Annotated in this window: 11 protein-coding genes, 17 tRNA genes, 2 rRNA genes and 1 riboswitch (1 of these 31 cut by a window edge); of the genes, 3 read left to right on the plus strand and 27 right to left on the minus strand. The window is 38.9% G+C overall.

The window, feature by feature from the left end:
• The first annotated feature begins 287 nt into the window (after positions 1 to 287).
• Both SCI76_RS11795 and thiC read left to right on the plus strand, forming a co-directional pair.
• Positions 288 to 578, plus strand: coding sequence for a hypothetical protein (locus tag SCI76_RS11795; protein WP_014461804.1), 291 nt, complete (start codon positions 288 to 290; stop codon positions 576 to 578).
• An 81-nt stretch (positions 579 to 659) separates the two neighbouring features.
• A riboswitch (TPP riboswitch) is annotated at positions 660 to 774 on the plus strand.
• A 114-nt stretch (positions 775 to 888) separates the two neighbouring features.
• Positions 889 to 2,658 (plus strand): phosphomethylpyrimidine synthase ThiC, encoded by a 1,770-nt coding sequence (gene thiC / locus SCI76_RS11800; protein WP_407545218.1) that lies wholly within the window; start codon positions 889 to 891, stop codon positions 2,656 to 2,658.
• 167 nt (positions 2,659 to 2,825) lie between these two features.
• On the opposite strand, the gene SCI76_RS11805 is transcribed toward thiC, so the two are convergent.
• The 8 genes from SCI76_RS11805 to queG form a co-directional block, all read right to left on the minus strand.
• On the minus strand, positions 2,826 to 3,281 hold the full coding sequence (locus SCI76_RS11805) for a VanZ family protein (protein ID WP_368078271.1): 456 nt from the start codon (positions 3,279 to 3,281) through the stop codon (positions 2,826 to 2,828).
• A 259-nt stretch (positions 3,282 to 3,540) separates the two neighbouring features.
• A complete protein-coding gene (locus tag SCI76_RS11810) occupies positions 3,541 to 4,437 on the minus strand; it encodes a cation diffusion facilitator family transporter (RefSeq protein WP_014461808.1) in 897 nt (298 codons plus the stop codon).
• Positions 4,438 to 4,580: 143 nt separating this feature from the next.
• Positions 4,581 to 5,612, minus strand: coding sequence for a DUF3231 family protein (locus tag SCI76_RS11815; protein ID WP_028412690.1), 1,032 nt, complete (start codon positions 5,610 to 5,612; stop codon positions 4,581 to 4,583).
• Between the two features lie 104 nt (positions 5,613 to 5,716).
• The gene (yhbH, locus tag SCI76_RS11820) at positions 5,717 to 6,895 is read right to left on the minus strand and encodes a sporulation protein YhbH (RefSeq protein WP_028412691.1); all 1,179 of its coding nucleotides are present in this window, start codon (positions 6,893 to 6,895) and stop codon (positions 5,717 to 5,719) included.
• A 324-nt stretch (positions 6,896 to 7,219) separates the two neighbouring features.
• Entirely contained in the window at positions 7,220 to 9,115 is a 1,896-nt protein-coding gene (locus tag SCI76_RS11825; RefSeq protein WP_013055179.1) for a PrkA family serine protein kinase, read from the minus strand.
• Positions 9,116 to 9,573: 458 nt separating this feature from the next.
• Positions 9,574 to 10,047 carry a tRNA (uridine(34)/cytosine(34)/5-carboxymethylaminomethyluridine(34)-2'-O)-methyltransferase TrmL gene (gene trmL, locus SCI76_RS11830; RefSeq protein ID WP_016762878.1) on the minus strand — a complete coding sequence of 158 codons (474 nt, stop codon included), beginning with the start codon at positions 10,045 to 10,047 and terminating at the stop codon, positions 9,574 to 9,576.
• A 64-nt stretch (positions 10,048 to 10,111) separates the two neighbouring features.
• Positions 10,112 to 10,999, minus strand: coding sequence for an amidase domain-containing protein (locus SCI76_RS11835; protein WP_028412692.1), 888 nt, complete (start codon positions 10,997 to 10,999; stop codon positions 10,112 to 10,114).
• A gap of 72 nt (positions 11,000 to 11,071) precedes the next feature.
• A complete protein-coding gene (gene queG / locus SCI76_RS11840) occupies positions 11,072 to 12,208 on the minus strand; it encodes a tRNA epoxyqueuosine(34) reductase QueG (RefSeq protein ID WP_033580873.1) in 1,137 nt (378 codons plus the stop codon).
• A 129-nt stretch (positions 12,209 to 12,337) separates the two neighbouring features.
• Between queG and SCI76_RS11845 the strand changes: the two genes are divergently transcribed.
• Positions 12,338 to 13,003, plus strand: a complete 666-nt coding sequence (locus SCI76_RS11845) for a B3/4 domain-containing protein (protein ID WP_033580874.1) — start codon at positions 12,338 to 12,340, stop codon at positions 13,001 to 13,003.
• A 115-nt stretch (positions 13,004 to 13,118) separates the two neighbouring features.
• Here SCI76_RS11845 and SCI76_RS11850 read toward each other — a convergent pair.
• The 19 genes from SCI76_RS11850 to SCI76_RS11940 all read right to left on the minus strand — a co-directional run.
• Positions 13,119 to 13,192: transfer RNA gene (locus SCI76_RS11850), tRNA-Gly, on the minus strand.
• Between the two features lie 72 nt (positions 13,193 to 13,264).
• A tRNA-Leu gene (locus SCI76_RS11855) sits at positions 13,265 to 13,346 on the minus strand.
• A gap of 30 nt (positions 13,347 to 13,376) precedes the next feature.
• A tRNA-Leu gene (locus SCI76_RS11860) sits at positions 13,377 to 13,465 on the minus strand.
• Between the two features lie 14 nt (positions 13,466 to 13,479).
• Positions 13,480 to 13,553 (minus strand) — tRNA-Cys (locus SCI76_RS11865).
• 37 nt (positions 13,554 to 13,590) lie between these two features.
• A tRNA-Gly gene (locus SCI76_RS11870) sits at positions 13,591 to 13,665 on the minus strand.
• A 5-nt stretch (positions 13,666 to 13,670) separates the two neighbouring features.
• Positions 13,671 to 13,745 (minus strand) — tRNA-Gln (locus tag SCI76_RS11875).
• A gap of 28 nt (positions 13,746 to 13,773) precedes the next feature.
• Positions 13,774 to 13,849, minus strand: a tRNA-His gene (locus tag SCI76_RS11880).
• 30 nt (positions 13,850 to 13,879) lie between these two features.
• Positions 13,880 to 13,953 (minus strand) — tRNA-Trp (locus SCI76_RS11885).
• Positions 13,954 to 13,958: 5 nt separating this feature from the next.
• Positions 13,959 to 14,042, minus strand: a tRNA-Tyr gene (locus SCI76_RS11890).
• A gap of 10 nt (positions 14,043 to 14,052) precedes the next feature.
• A tRNA-Thr gene (locus SCI76_RS11895) sits at positions 14,053 to 14,128 on the minus strand.
• Between the two features lie 25 nt (positions 14,129 to 14,153).
• A tRNA-Phe gene (locus tag SCI76_RS11900) sits at positions 14,154 to 14,229 on the minus strand.
• Between the two features lie 15 nt (positions 14,230 to 14,244).
• A tRNA-Asp gene (locus SCI76_RS11905) sits at positions 14,245 to 14,320 on the minus strand.
• Positions 14,321 to 14,323: 3 nt separating this feature from the next.
• Positions 14,324 to 14,400: transfer RNA gene (locus SCI76_RS11910), tRNA-Met, on the minus strand.
• An 11-nt stretch (positions 14,401 to 14,411) separates the two neighbouring features.
• A tRNA-Val gene (locus tag SCI76_RS11915) sits at positions 14,412 to 14,487 on the minus strand.
• A gap of 23 nt (positions 14,488 to 14,510) precedes the next feature.
• A tRNA-Glu gene (locus tag SCI76_RS11920) sits at positions 14,511 to 14,585 on the minus strand.
• A 21-nt stretch (positions 14,586 to 14,606) separates the two neighbouring features.
• Positions 14,607 to 14,698, minus strand: a tRNA-Ser gene (locus SCI76_RS11925).
• Positions 14,699 to 14,701: 3 nt separating this feature from the next.
• A tRNA-Asn gene (locus SCI76_RS11930) sits at positions 14,702 to 14,776 on the minus strand.
• A gap of 9 nt (positions 14,777 to 14,785) precedes the next feature.
• A 5S ribosomal RNA gene (rrf, locus tag SCI76_RS11935) occupies positions 14,786 to 14,901 on the minus strand.
• 111 nt (positions 14,902 to 15,012) lie between these two features.
• A 23S ribosomal RNA gene (locus tag SCI76_RS11940) occupies positions 15,013 to 15,378 on the minus strand (it continues 2,570 nt past the right edge of the window).

Consider the following 15,378-nt stretch of genomic DNA (forward strand, 5'->3'; position numbering starts at 1 on the left):
TTACATGCTACAACCAAAAAACACGATATCAGCTTTTATTTATTTTAAAAAGCAGTCACTATGTTCGGTATAAATTCTGGTCCCTTAGCTAAAAATGAATCATCTAGACTATTTTTCTTTAGTGTGAAAAAATGACTAAATCATTATGTTTTTTCCATCCCCCTTTACTGTCATCTATCATTTTAATCCAATAGGGCTGACTTATACGACATATCCCCTAAGTAATTTGAAACTTTTTTCTCTCTTTTCTCGTATATAGTAGTATCTTTTTTAGGAGGCTTTTTACTATGAATGGAAATGTACGTACAATGAAATGGGTCACTGCTGGGTATGAAGCCTTGCTGGGAATTCCTTTAATTGGCGCGGGGATTGTTATGGGCTTTAGCTATACTCCTCTTTTTATTGGATTTATTCTTCATGCTATTACACTCATTTTAGCTAATAGACGAGGGTTATCTGCTTATGGAAACATACTAGGGCTTGTTACCTCACTGGTTGCTTGGATTCCATTTTTGGGATTTATCATGCATATTATTACAGCTATTGTGATTGCAATCGATGCTGCTAGACAACGCTAATTATCTAGCTTTTTTTATTTAAGGGTTGATTTTTTACCGAATGATGGTAAACTTAAGCCGTAAATTGAATAATTTGAATGTTATTTCTACTAGGGGTGTCTGATAGCTCAGACTGAGAGAAGAGTGCAATAAAACTCTTTAACCCTTTGAACCTGATTTGGGTTATACCAGCGGAGGGAAGTAGTCTTGAAAAGAATAGTATATGTTTATTCTTTTTTTGCCTATTCCATCGGGTTCTGTCTATCACAGAACCCGATTTTTTTTATGGTTCGGTATAGCTACACTTTATGCGAAACCGGAGGAATATGTAATGTCAAAACAAAATGTATCAGTTTCTATGAAAAAGCCTTTTCCAAACAGTCACAAAGTATATGTCCAAGGATCCAGACAAGACCTTAAAGTACCTATGCGTGAAATTCATCAGTCTCCTACTACAGGGTCTTTTGGTGAAGAAGAAAATAGTCCCGTACGTGTATACGACACGAGCGGTGTTTATACAGATCCCTCTTATGAAATTAATTTACAAAAAGGATTACCGGCTCTGCGCGAAAAGTGGATTGCAGAACGAAACGATGTAGAAACATATCAAGGCCGTACGGTTCAGCCACAGGATAACGGTTATTATGATGGTGATCCAAGAGATCAGTACGAGCGCTTTATTATTAATCGTTTACCTTTGCGCGCGAAAAAAAATCAAAATGTAACGCAAATGCACTATGCGAAAAAAGGAATCATCACGCCCGAAATGGAATTTATCGCTATTCGCGAACAGATGGATCCTGAAGTTGTGCGTGAAGAAGTAGCAAGAGGACGTGCAATTATCCCTAATAATATCAATCACCCTGAGAGCGAACCGATGATTATCGGCCGCAAATTCCATGTGAAAATTAATGCTAATATCGGAAATTCAGCTATTCGTTCAGCTATTGAAGATGAAGTAGAAAAAATGACATGGGCAACGCGTTGGGGAGCCGATACAATTATGGATCTATCAACGGGAAAGGATATTCACACAACACGCGAATGGATTATCCGCAACTCGCCTGTTCCTGTAGGGACCGTTCCTATTTACCAAGCGCTTGAAAAAGTAAAAGGCGTAGCAGAAGATCTAACGTGGGAAGCATACCGCGATACATTAATTGAACAAGCAGAACAAGGTGTTGATTACTTTACTATTCACGCAGGTGTTCTTTTACGTTATATTCCTCTGACAGCGAAACGTACGACAGGTATTGTTTCACGCGGAGGATCCATCTTGGCGCAGTGGTGTTTAGCTCATCATGAAGAGAACTTTTTATATACTCGCTTTGAAGAAATCTGTGAAATCTGTAAAGCATACGATATTGCTATTTCGCTTGGCGATGGGCTACGTCCTGGTTCCATTGCAGATGCTAATGATGAGGCACAGTTCGGTGAATTAGAAACGCTTGGTGAATTAACTAAAATTGCTTGGAAACACGATGTTCAAGTTATGATTGAAGGTCCTGGACATGTTCCAATGCATCTCATCAAAGAAAACGTAGATAAACAAATGGAAATATGCCAGGAAGCTCCCTTCTATACTCTTGGACCGCTTACAACCGACATCGCTCCAGGCTATGACCATATTACATCAGGTATTGGTGCTGCAATGATTGGCTGGTTTGGGACAGCTATGCTTTGCTACGTAACGCCAAAAGAACATTTAGGACTCCCAAATAAAGAAGACGTTCGCGAAGGCGTTATCACCTATAAAATTGCTGCGCATGCTGCTGACCTAGCAAAAGGCCATCCAGGAGCACAAAAACGCGATGATGCTCTGTCTAAAGCAAGATTTGAATTTAGATGGAATGATCAATTTAACCTGTCACTAGATCCAGAGCGCGCAAAAGAATATCACGATGAAACACTTCCCGCTGAAGGTGCTAAAACAGCCCATTTCTGTTCAATGTGTGGACCTAAATTCTGTTCGATGCGTATTTCTCAAGATATTCGTAACATGGCTCAAGAAAATGAAAAAGATGTAAACGAAGTAAGAAAAGAAGGAATGAAAGAAAAAGCTAAAGAGTTTGTTAACAGTGGTTCAAATATCTATCAATAATGAAGTAGAACAGCTTAAAAAACAAATTAAGCAGCTTGAAGGAAAGTTATTATTTGTTCAGCAAAATTGTCAGCACATTATCGTTGAATCCTCACATTCTTCCGTAAGACGCTGCATTAAGTGTTTCTATCAACAAGATGCAAAAAGGACTTCGTAAAGAAGTCCTTTCATCTTTTTTTGAAACGTGCTTTCAGCATGTTCTTAATCCAATATAGTATTTTAATAATAACCCAGCCTATAAATGTACCTAGCGTATTCAAAAAGATATCATCAATATCAAATACTCGTTCCGTTAGCTTGTACTGTAAAATTTCAATCAGAAAACTGATTAAGAAACCCGTCGTAAAGACTTGAATAAAACCGTCAAACCACTTCATAAACAACGGAATAAACATTCCAAGCGGCGCAAACATCACGATATTTCCCAGTATATTTGTCAGAGTGAGCATTATATTACCGCTGTCCCACATCAGACGGATTGTACTAAATAAATCCAAGTTCATTGCTTTTCCGTAAACATGTTCGTTTTCCCGTATGAGCGTAGCGTAAATGACCACTGCCGTATACGCAATAAATAGAGTGAACATGACTTTTTTAACAATTGACCCGATGCTTACATTCACTTCAACATCACCTTCTTTGACTCCCAAAACCATTTATTATTATCTATATGTACCCGTCCACTGCTTTCATTCGTAGTGAATGCATTTATATGCTTTTTTATCCTATCACATCAATAAATAAATACAATTCCCTTTATACAATTTTATTAAACTTGATTCTTTATAAATAAAAACCCTCATTATTTTATGCTACTCATTTCATTAATTTCTACATATATAAATAATAAGAAGCAGCGAGTAACACTTCGCTGCTTCTTATTTAATCTGGATAATAAGGATTCAAATGGATTAATACTTCCTGAATATTATCATGCTTTTTCATAAGTGTAGCTTTGATTTCTCGTCCTAAATCATGACCTTCCTTAATTGTTTTAAAGTGGTCAATTGAAATACGTACATCCACTAATATGTAATGGCCATGTTCTCTTGCTCGAACGCGATCAATCCGCTTCACATCTTCAAATTCATAAATACTTTCTTCAAGTTCTTTCAGTAGCTCTTCATCAATATTGCCTTCCATTAAGATTTGAAAAGACTCTCCCATCATTTGTCTGGCAATGTTAAAAATTAAATAAGCAACAAAGATACTTGCTATTTTATCTCCGTATAACAGCAGTTGAACATCCATTTTATCACCAATAATGGATAATAAAACACCAATTGCCGCTGCAATAGAAGCAACAATATCTGCTTTATGATCAAACGCAATTGCCTCAATTGCCTTACTGTGGTGCTGCTTGGCTACGTTTAAAGAATAACGGTACAATAATACCTTTGCTATGTATGAAATAACAGCAATCCACATGGCTAAAATATTTGGAGATTCAACCGGATGGAATAAACCAACGACTCCTTCAAATACCACATAAAATGATACAAGCAATAAAATAATTCCTACAATTCCTGAGACAATTACTTCTGCTTTTCCATGCCCGTATGGATGATCATCATCTGCTGGCTTATTTGCTACTCGTATAACCAACAAGACAATAATAGAGGCAAATACGTCCGCTGCAGAGTGAATACCATCAGCAAATACGGCATCACTATTTCCAATCCATCCTACTATTACTTTTCCTAGCGTAAGGGCAATATTGCTCCATACGCTAATCCATGCTACTTTTTTCGCAATGGACTCCCTTATACTATTATTCATTTGCACACCTCGACTTACTTCTTGAAAAATCAGCTTTTTTATCTTATCACTGTTCATTCAAGTGGGTCTAGAGCAACCTATTTTCATTTAGCTATATATGTTTCAGCACCGCAAAATTACTGATAATCCACAACATATCTTTCTTATTTCTCTGCCAACTTCTTACGATCAGTTGCCATTGGAGGTTCTTCCATCCACCCTTGCTCAATCATAATTCGAATTCCATCTTTTCCGTACTTCCCTATACGCCCAATTAGCTGAGAAAATTCTACTGCGACATCCGAACGGAAGGCCATAGACAAACCAGCACCGCAGTTATCAATAGCGATCGTCACCGCTGTAGAAGTATGATACATCATCAGCTTATCTGAAAACGGTGAAATCGTTGAGTTGGTTACATATGCATCAAGCAGCCTCGGACTTGGTAAATCAGCTTCAGACAGTAACTCGGTGAAGTGCTTGATTTGCTTACTTGCAAGCTTGACTCCATCAAAAAAATAAGAGCGTAATTTTTGTGTGGTAGCTACTTGACTAAAGGCCAGCATCAGCGTTTTACCTAATACATTTGTATTAACAATTTCTTGAATAGCGGTAACCTCTAAAGAAGTTAAAGGATGCATTTGAGAGAAAAATGGTGATATAAATGTTTTTTCGTCCACAAAATTCACTTTTACAGGATAAGGAATAACCGGAGGTCTCATCAGCATGCTTTTTCTTAAAATAACGTGGTTAGAATTCTCTAAAAGAATGTCGCTTTCTTTTACACATCGAGATAGGTGGTCATAAATATCTTGCCTTCTCACTGCGCTTAGCGCTCTGGCATATTTCTTCATACCTCCAATGGCCATTTCGTTTACATAAATAGCCATAAAAATATCATCGAATAAAGCAGGAACTCCTTTGTTCACATCTTGTTCCCCAAACCCTACTGGAATTGGAATTTTTTCTGAACTGAATAATTCCGTCAATTCGTCTACATGAGTTTGTGAAAACTGATGTGCTTTTTTTAAAAGTTCCTTAATCTCTGGATCTTTTACAACAGATAGAAAATATCCAAGAACGCATACATACAGCGTATCGCCTAAATATTGCGCCCATAAGTAACCTAACTCGGCTGCATTCAACCGCTGATTTTGTTGATGTTTTTGCATTTCACTCTTTATATTTTCGTTCATTCACTTATTCTCCTTTTGGATAAGGTCGTACTTTTACTATCTCCAAAGAAGCGCTGAATAAACCGCATAAAAAAGACCTAGATAACAAGTCTAGGCCTTTTAGGTTATGCATATTTTTGGTCTTCGGTCTCTTTTCTAAAAAAGCTTTTCATCGCATGAAAAACGTCTGATTTTTGTTTTAAAATAAAGTGTCTAAAGCTTTCGTCTTGAATGTTTTTGTACGCAGACATTAAAGTGGAATGTCGATTGTACTGATTCACTTCCCCATACCCAAACATATTTGACACTTTCATTAATTCATTTACTAACTTTACACACCTTGCGTTATCTGAAGTTAAGTTATCACCATCTGAAAAATGAAACGGGTAAATATTATAACGGCTCGGATCATACTTTTGGTTAATTAATTCAAGCGCTTTTCGGTAAGCAGATGAGCAGATGGTTCCTCCACTTTCTCCTTTGGAGAAGAAGTCTTCTTCTGACACTACTTTTGCCTCTGTATGATGCGCAATAAATTCAATTTCCACCGTTTCGTATTTCGTACGTAAAAAGCGTGTCATCCAAAAGAAAAAGCTTCGTGCCATGTATTTTTCCCATATGCCCATCGAACCGCTCGTATCCATCATAGCTAAAACGACTGCTTTCGATTCTGGCTTTATAACTTCATTCCACGTTTTAAATTTTAAATCCTCCGGATAAATAGGATGAAAAGCAGGCTTTCCTGTCATTGCGTTTCGCTTATAAGCGCTCATCATCGTTCGTTTTTTATCAATATTCCCCATCAAACCTGTACGTCGTATATCATTAAATTCAATGTGTTCCACAACAATTTGATCAGATTCTTTTCGCTGAAGATTAGGCAGTTCTAATTGAGCAAATAAAGCCTCTTGAAGTTCCATGAGGGACACTTCCGCTTCAAAGTAGTCTTCTCCAGCCTGGTCACCTGCTCCTTGACCTTTTCCTGCTCCTTTTTGACCATCTCCAGCAGATCCGTCACGTGCTACTACATCCCCAACTTTACTGTCTCCATCACCTTGACCCACATGTTTGTTTTTATCATAATTGTACCGAATTCGATATTCATCCAATGATTTGATCGGGATTTTAACAACTTCTCTTCCATTGGACATCACGATATTTTCTTCTGTAATTAAGTCCGGTAAATTATTTTTAATGGCTTCTTTAATTTTTTCTTGATGTCTTTTTTGATCATCGTGGCCTTTACGATGGAGGGACCAGTCTTCTTTTGAGACAGCAAAACTTTTATCTACTTCTTTTCCCACGCTATTCCCCTCCTTATTTAAAAAACACCTGCACGTTTTTACTCGGCATGCATAAGCTATACCGAAAGTTTCTGACAAATACCTTTAGTTCAAAGGTTGGTTACTCTTATCCTATGCGCAAGAATGGTATACTTGCTAACTAATTCTTTTACTATTAACTATTCATTTTATAGTGTCTAGTGTCATGTATATGTTTATGACTTATCATATGATGGTTAAGTGCAATGCGTACTACACACTAGCCTAATTATACAGAGTTTATTTTAAGAGATAAGAAAAACATGGCACAGATCGGAAGTGCCATGTTTTCTTGTTAGTACTGAGTTATCGATTTAACAAACTTCCTACATAGCGCAGCAGTTCATTAGCAGATACTGAATTGTATCCATGCTCATCAATCAATCGAGCCACTACTTCATTTACTTTCTTCAGCTGCTGCTCATCTGGTGTTTTAGTGGACGTTGTAATTTTCACTACGTCTTTTAAATCTGCAAACAGTTTTTTCTGAATCGCTTCACGTAAGCGTTCATGAGAATTATAGTCAAATCGTTTTCCTTTACGTGCATAAGCGGAAATACGAATTAAGATTTCTTCGCGGAATGCTTTTTTCGCATTTTCTGAAATACCAATTTGTTCTTCAATTGAACGCATTAATTTATCATCTGGATTTAGCTCTTCTCCTGTTAGCGGATCACGAAGCTTATTTTTGTTGCAGTATGCTTCGACATTATCTAAATAATTATCCATTAATGTTTTAGCAGACTCTTCGTAAGAATAAACGAACGCTTTTTGCACTTCTTTTTTAGCAATTTCATCATATTCTTTACGCGCCAGAGAAATATAATTCAGGTAACGCTCTCGGTCCTCAGCAGAAATAGACGCATGCTGTGCTAATCCTTCCTTCAATGAACGCAGTACATCTAATGCATTGATTGATTTAATATCTTTTCGAATGATGGTAGATGAAATGCGGTTAATGACATAACGAGGATCAATACCGCTCATTCCTTCATCCGTATATTCTTTTTGTAACTCTTCTACGTCTGCATCATTATAGCCTTCTACAGATTGACCGTCGTATAAGCGCATTTTCTTTAACAAATCGATATCGCCTTTTTTAGGCTCTTTTAATCTTGTTAACGTAGTAAAAATAGACGCAATACGTAGTGTATGAGGGGCAATATGAACATCTGATACGTCACTTTCACGAATCATTTTGTCATAAATTTTTTCCTCATCACTCACTTTTAAGTTATATGGAACAGGCATTACAATAATTCGTGAATGCAAAGCTTCATTTTTCTTATTGGAAATAAACGAGCGATACTCTGTTTCATTTGTATGAGCTACAATTAATTCATCTGCACTAATTAAAGCAAATCTTCCTGCTTTAAAGTTTCCTTCTTGGGTTAAAGAGAGTAAATGCCATAAAAATTTCTCGTCACATTTTAACATCTCCTGGAACTCCATCATTCCCCGGTTTGCTTTATTAAGCTCTCCGTCAAAGCGGTAAGCGCGCGGATCTGACTCAGATCCATACTCTGCAATTGTTGAAAAGTCAATGCTTCCTGTTAGGTCAGCAATGTCTTGAGATTTCGGATCAGAAGGACTGAACGTTCCAATTCCAGTTCGTTTGTCCTCTGAGAAGAAAATGCGTTCGATGATGACGTCTTCAATTCTGCCGCCATACTCTTCCTCTAATCGCATTGTATTTAAAGGAGATAAGTTTCCTTCAATTCGGATACCATACTCTTCAAAGAAGTCTTTACGTAAATGATGTGGAATTAAATGCAGCGGATCTTCATGCATTGGGCATCCTTTAATAGCGTAAACAGCTCCTCGATCAGTAAGCGAATAAGCTTCAAGCCCTCTTTTTAACATGGTCACTAGCGTCGATTTACCACCACTTACTGGACCCATTAAAAGTAAAATACGTTTACGAACATCTAAACGCTTTGCAGCTGGGTGAAAATATTCTTCCACCAAGCGTTCTAGCGAATCTTCAAGTCCAAACATTTGTCCACTGAAAAATTTATAATGTCTTTTACCATTTACCTCTTCAATTCCTGCATCCTTTATCATGTTGTATACTCTAGAGTGTGCAGGCTGAGCAATTAAAGGCTCATCTTTAATCAGCTTTAGGTACTCTTCAAATGTCCCTTCCCACTTAAGACGATTCTCTTCTTCGCGGTATCTTTCAACTTTCTTTAATATATCCATTAAAGGACCTCCCCTACTAGTTATGGTGCTAGTGAACAAGATTAATACAATCTATGCAGCAAAATGTTTGAACATGCTTTTTAAATTGTAAAATTCAGAAATTTGTCCTTGCTAGGCATTCACAGTGAAGTATTTATTAGCTATAATAAAAGAGTAAGAAGGAACGGTTAAATTTTATTAGAGAACTTACGTCTCTAGAAGAGTTATTTTGTCATTATTATCATCATGAGATATGGGAAGTCGGTTTTAACTGCAGTAGCTGTATAATCCTTTTAATTAGATTGAGGAGGAAAATCAATGCGCTTACTTTTAGTATTAGGAGTAACAATTGCTTTTTTAGCATCCATCTTCAGAGCGGGATACAATGATAAACCGGGCGTTAAAAAATAACCACTACATATCATCGTCGACATAAATAAAAAAGCGAGGTTCAAATTTTATTGAACCTCGCTTTTTATTTAAGATAAACCAGCGTAATTTTGTTGACGCAGCGCTTCATAGATTAAAATAGCTGCTGTATTAGATAAATTTAAAGAACGAACATTTTCTGTCATCGGTAAACGAAGACATCTTTCCATGTTCTCTTCAATAATGTGCTTTGGCAGACCCTTTGTTTCTCTCCCAAATACGAAGAAATGATCCTGCTCTAAGTCACTATAATCAAATGTTGTATGTGGCTGTTGACCAAATTTTGTGATGAAGTAAAAGCCTGCTTCAGGATACTTTTCAAATACTTCTTCTAATGAATCATGATACACCACATTTACAAATTCCCAGTAATCCAATCCAGCTCGCTTTAACATTTTATCATCTGTTGAAAAGCCTAACGGCCGAACTAAATGCAGCGTCGTATTTGTTGCTGCACATGTTCGCGCAATATTTCCTGTATTTGCTGGAATTTCTGGTTGAAATAACACTACGTGTACTCCCACAAATTTTCACCTCTGCTAACAAATCTATTCATCATTATACCACTAACTTGCTAAAACGAAAGACTTACCGATCAACGATATGGAAAAAATCATACTTAATCTTTGGCGTGTAAGCCGTTGAATCTTCATAAGCCCAATATCTCATTCGACTATTATACGTGTTCGCATTCACAAGAGGCATACCGTGACCGTCTTTTGCTACAACAATCGTCGTATGATTCCATCTTCCATCTCCTTCAAAATCGTAGCAGATAACGTCTCCCGGGACAAGTTCGCTTGCTGAGGATTTCCTCACAGCCCGAAGTCCTGATTTGGAGTTACTTAAATAGCTGTGCATGGAATGAGCAACGGCCCAGCTATAGCTCCAGGCGTTCCCTCTCATCCACCATCCGTTTGCTTTTTTAGGATACCCCCGCATCGGCGCCTTTCCTGCATGCAAACACTGTGAGATATAGTTGGTGCAGTTTACCTCAAACTGCTTATAACTTTCATTAGGTTTATCCCAATGTTTTTCTGCATACTGAACAGCTGCAAGACGATCATAATAAGAGGCTCTTTCTTCGTCTTCCTCTACTTCTTCTACATCCATTTCAACCTCATCTTCAGAAAAATCCTTTACCAGCAGCTCATCTTGAATAAGTGTATCTTTATAAAAAAGAGCTAAACGATCTTCAATTTCTTCTTCTATATAGAAAAAATCGTTTTGTTTTAAAAATGCCTGAATGTGCACCTTATATAATACTCTTGTTTCTTCCTGATCCGTATGAGCAGATTGAATAGAACCTTTCATATTACATTTTAAAACATCAACTTCTCTTTTTTTTACAAGAGACCGCTTTAGCTCACACTGCTGTTCAATGAAAGGCTTAAAGTCTTCATGAAGCTCACCTTTTACATAGCTGTCCGCACGCGCTTTAATTAAAGTATATAATACATTCCTTTTTGTTAGCATAATGTCACCACTTTTCTAAGCGTTTATTATACGCTATGACTCATTAGCTAACTTTATCAATAAAAATACGGTTTAGATCTCTTGAAGCATCTCTATACCTTTTGACATTTCTTCAATTACTTCTTGGTCCTTTTCTTTTTCTCTTAAGTTCATAAGTGTATCTAATGCTTCTTTATCACCAATTTTGCCTAACGCCCATGCCGCCGTTCCTCTAATGACAGGGCGAACGTCATTTTTAATTAACTCAATTAAATCTGGAACAGCGGTTTGATCTTTAAAATGGGCAAGTGCAATAATGGCATTACGCTGAATTGGCTTTTTCCCTCTCCATGACCCTGAAACATGTCCAAATTTCTCTTTGAACTCACGATTACTCATCGTTAAAAGCGGTTTTAATTTAGGCTTCGCAAGTTCTGGGTCAGGCTCCATCTCAGGGTGAAAATGAAAGTCTTTGCCTTTATTTTCAGGACACACAGTTTGACATGTATCACAGCCATATAAACGATTGCCTAATTTACTTCGAAATTCTTCAGCTAAAAATCCTTTTGTTTGGGTTAAAAAGGCAATACATCGCTGCGAATTCAGCTGACCGCCTGTTACAAGCGCACCGGTAGGGCACACATCCACGCACTTATTACAAGTACCACAGCCGTCTTCTATCGGTTTATCAGGAGGAAACGGGATATCTGTAATCATTTCCCCTAAATACACGTAGGAACCGAATTCAGGTGTGATAATGGCACAGTTCTTACCGCTCCAGCCAATACCAGCTCTTTCTGCTACAGCTCGGTCCGACAGCTCACCTGTATCTACCATCGATTGAAGGATAGCTGCAGGTACTTTTTCTTTTATGAAAGCTTCAAGCTTTTGAAGCCTATCACGTAAAACCGTATGATAATCTTGTCCCCAAGAAGCACGGCAAAAGATCCCTCGGCGATCTTCCTTTGTGCTCTTTGGTGCATCCTTTAATTTAGAAGGATACGCAAGTGCAATTGAAATAATGGATCTAGCTTTTGGAACAACTAATGTGGGATCTACTCTTTTTTCAATATCAGGTTCCTCAAAGCCTGAAGCATAACCTAACTCTTGCTGTGCTAACAATCGATTCTTTAACTCATCAAACATAGAAGCACTCGCAAACCCAATCTTATCGATTCCAATCTCTTTGCTGTATGAAATAATTTCTTCCTTCAACTGATACGCATTCATAGTGAGTAATAGCCTCCTTTCTAAGAAATTCTATATATTCATGCATTGAACTGTTTTCTCACTCAATGAAATGATAGGATGGTATCTATAAACGAACAAATACTAATTATAATAGAAAGGATCAAAAAAATGAACTTTACATTATCACCCGCTATTAAACAGCTTTGCCCTTCTTTTAAAATGGGAATCATTCAGTATAAAAATATTGAAGTTGGCGATTCTCCTCAAATGCTAAAAGGACGTCTGCGCCTTTTTCAAGAATCCATTTATTTTGACCTTGAGTCAAAAAAAGTAACAGAATTTGAAGGTGTTAGCGAGTGGAGAAAGCTTTTCAAAACATTTGGAACGGACCCAAGTAAATACCGTCCTTCTATAGAAGCTTTAATTCGACGGATAGGAAAACAAACGTATCTTCCTTCTATCAATTCTGCTGTGGACATTAATAACTTTTTTTCATTGCAATATGAAGTACCAATTGGAATTTATGATTCTTCTAATATAGAGGGCCACGTTGAATTTACTATCGGTAAAAAAGAAGAGTCTTACGAAGCTCTAAATGAACGTAACATTTCTTTAGAAAATAAAATCATTTCAAAAGATGCCCTAGGAGCTTTCGGAAGCCCTTATGTCGATTCTAACCGAGCGTACGTAACTGAAAAGACAACACAAGCTGTACAGTTCATCTATTTAAAACCTTCACTTTCAGAAGAACAGGCTTATAAACTAACTAAATCCTTAAGTGACATGTTCATTCAAATTCACGGCGGCGAAGCAACCTATCAAGTCATTAACTGATGTACGTAAATATAGCGTCTATCTTTTCAAGATAGACGCTATATTTACGCTAAAAATAAAAAACGCAACATCTCAGCTTTGAAAGCGAGACACTGCGTTGTGATAACAATATGTATGGAGCGGGTGATGAGAATCGAACTCACGACATCAGCTTGGAAGGCTGAGGTTTTACCACTAAACTACACCCGCAAATATTATCAAAATTTGTCGACCAATAAGTAAAAATAAAAACAGGAATCATCCTGTCAAGTAAAGCAAAAGTACCGATGGTCGGGGTCGAACCGACACTCCCGAAGGAACACGATTTTGAGTCGTGCGCGTCTGCCAATTCCGCCACATCGGCAAAATAAAAAAGGCAAGTTAAAATTATAAATGGTGCCGAGGGCCGGACTTGAACCGGCACGGTAGTCACCTACCGCAGGATTTTAAGTCCTGTGTGTCTGCCAATTCCACCACCCCGGCAGCTTGTAAATAAATGGAGGCGGCAACCGGATTTGAACCGGTGATAAAGGTTTTGCAGACCTCTGCCTTACCACTTGGCTATGCCGCCATTTACTCAAGACTAAATAACTTTATTAAAATTAAATTGGAGCGGAAGACGAGGTTCGAACTCGCGACCCCCACCTTGGCAAGGTGGTGTTCTACCACTGAACTACTTCCGCAAATATGGCTGGGCTAGCTGGATTCGAACCAACGCATGACGGAATCAAAATCCGTTGCCTTACCGCTTGGCGATAGCCCAATATTGGAATATGCATATCGTTTATAAATGGGGCGACTGATGGGAATCGAACCCACGAATGCCGGAACCACAATCCGGTGCGTTAACCACTTCGCCACAATCGCCACGTATATATGCAATGTTAATTTTATAATTGGCAGGGGCAGTAGGAATCGAACCCACACTGACGGTTTTGGAGACCGTAGTTCTACCTTTAAACTATGCCCCTGTAAATGGTGGAGGGGGGCAGATTCGAACTGCCGAACCCGAAGGAGCGGATTTACAGTCCGCCGCGTTTAGCCACTTCGCTACCCCTCCACAATAACTGTGGTGCCGGCAAGAGGACTTGAACCCCCAACCTACTGATTACAAGTCAGTTGCTCTACCAGTTGAGCTACACCGGCATTTTAAAAACAAATGTTTTTAAAATGGTGGCTCGGGACGGAATCGAACCGCCGACACAAGGATTTTCAGTCCTTTGCTCTACCAACTGAGCTACCGAGCCTTATTAAATTTAAAATGGCGGTCCCGACGGGAATCGAACCCGCGATCTCCTGCGTGACAGGCAGGCATGTTAACCGCTACACCACGGGACCACTTGGTTGCGGGGACAGGATTTGAACCTGCGACCTTCGGGTTATGAGCCCGACGAGCTACCGAACTGCTCCACCCCGCGATGATAATATATGGTGGAGGATGACGGGATCGAACCGCCGACCCCCTGCTTGTAAGGCAGGTGCTCTCCCAGCTGAGCTAATCCTCCACTATTATGTATATAAAAATAAATGGTGACCCGTACGGGATTCGAACCCGTGTTACCGCCGTGAAAGGGCGGTGTCTTAACCGCTTGACCAACGGGCCACTGTGCTAATTAAATAAAAATGGCGGAGAGCAAGGGATTTGAACCCTTGAGACAGCGTTAACCGCCTACACGATTTCCAATCGTGCTCCTTCGGCCACTCGGACAGCTCTCCAAATGGCTCCACAGGTAGGACTCGAACCTACGACCGATCGGTTAACAGCCGATAGCTCTACCACTGAGCTACTGTGGAATAATAACAGCCTGGCAACGTCCTACTCTCACAGGGACAAAGTCCCAACTACCATTGGCGCTAAAGAGCTTAACTTCCGTGTTCGGTATGGGAACGGGTGTGACCTCTTCGCTATCGCCACCAGACATATTATATTATACATGATTTAAAAAAGAAAGCAAGACTTTTTTTGAAAAAGTTTTGTTCTTTCAAAACTAGATAACAGGTTGCTGAGTAAAGCTTACGCTTTTAAAAGTTTGGTTAAGTCCTCGATCGATTAGTATCAGTCAGCTACACATGTCGCCACGCTTCCACCTCTGACCTATCAACCTGATCATCTTTCAGGGATCTTACTAGCTTGCGCTATGGGAAATCTCATCTTGAGGGGGGCTTCATGCTTAGATGCTTTCAGCACTTATCCCGTCCACACATAGCTACCCAGCGATGCCTTTGGCAAGACAACTGGTACACCAGCGGTGTGTCCATCCCGGTCCTCTCGTACTAAGGACAGCTCCTCTCAAATTTCCTACGCCCACGACGGATAGGGACCGAACTGTCTCACGACGTTCTGAACCCAGCTCGCGTACCGCTTTAATGGGCGAACAGCCCAACCCTTGGGACCG

This window comes from Priestia sp. HNGD-A6 (genome assembly GCF_045784335.1).
Lineage (GTDB): Bacteria > Bacillota > Bacilli > Bacillales > Bacillaceae_H > Priestia > Priestia zanthoxyli.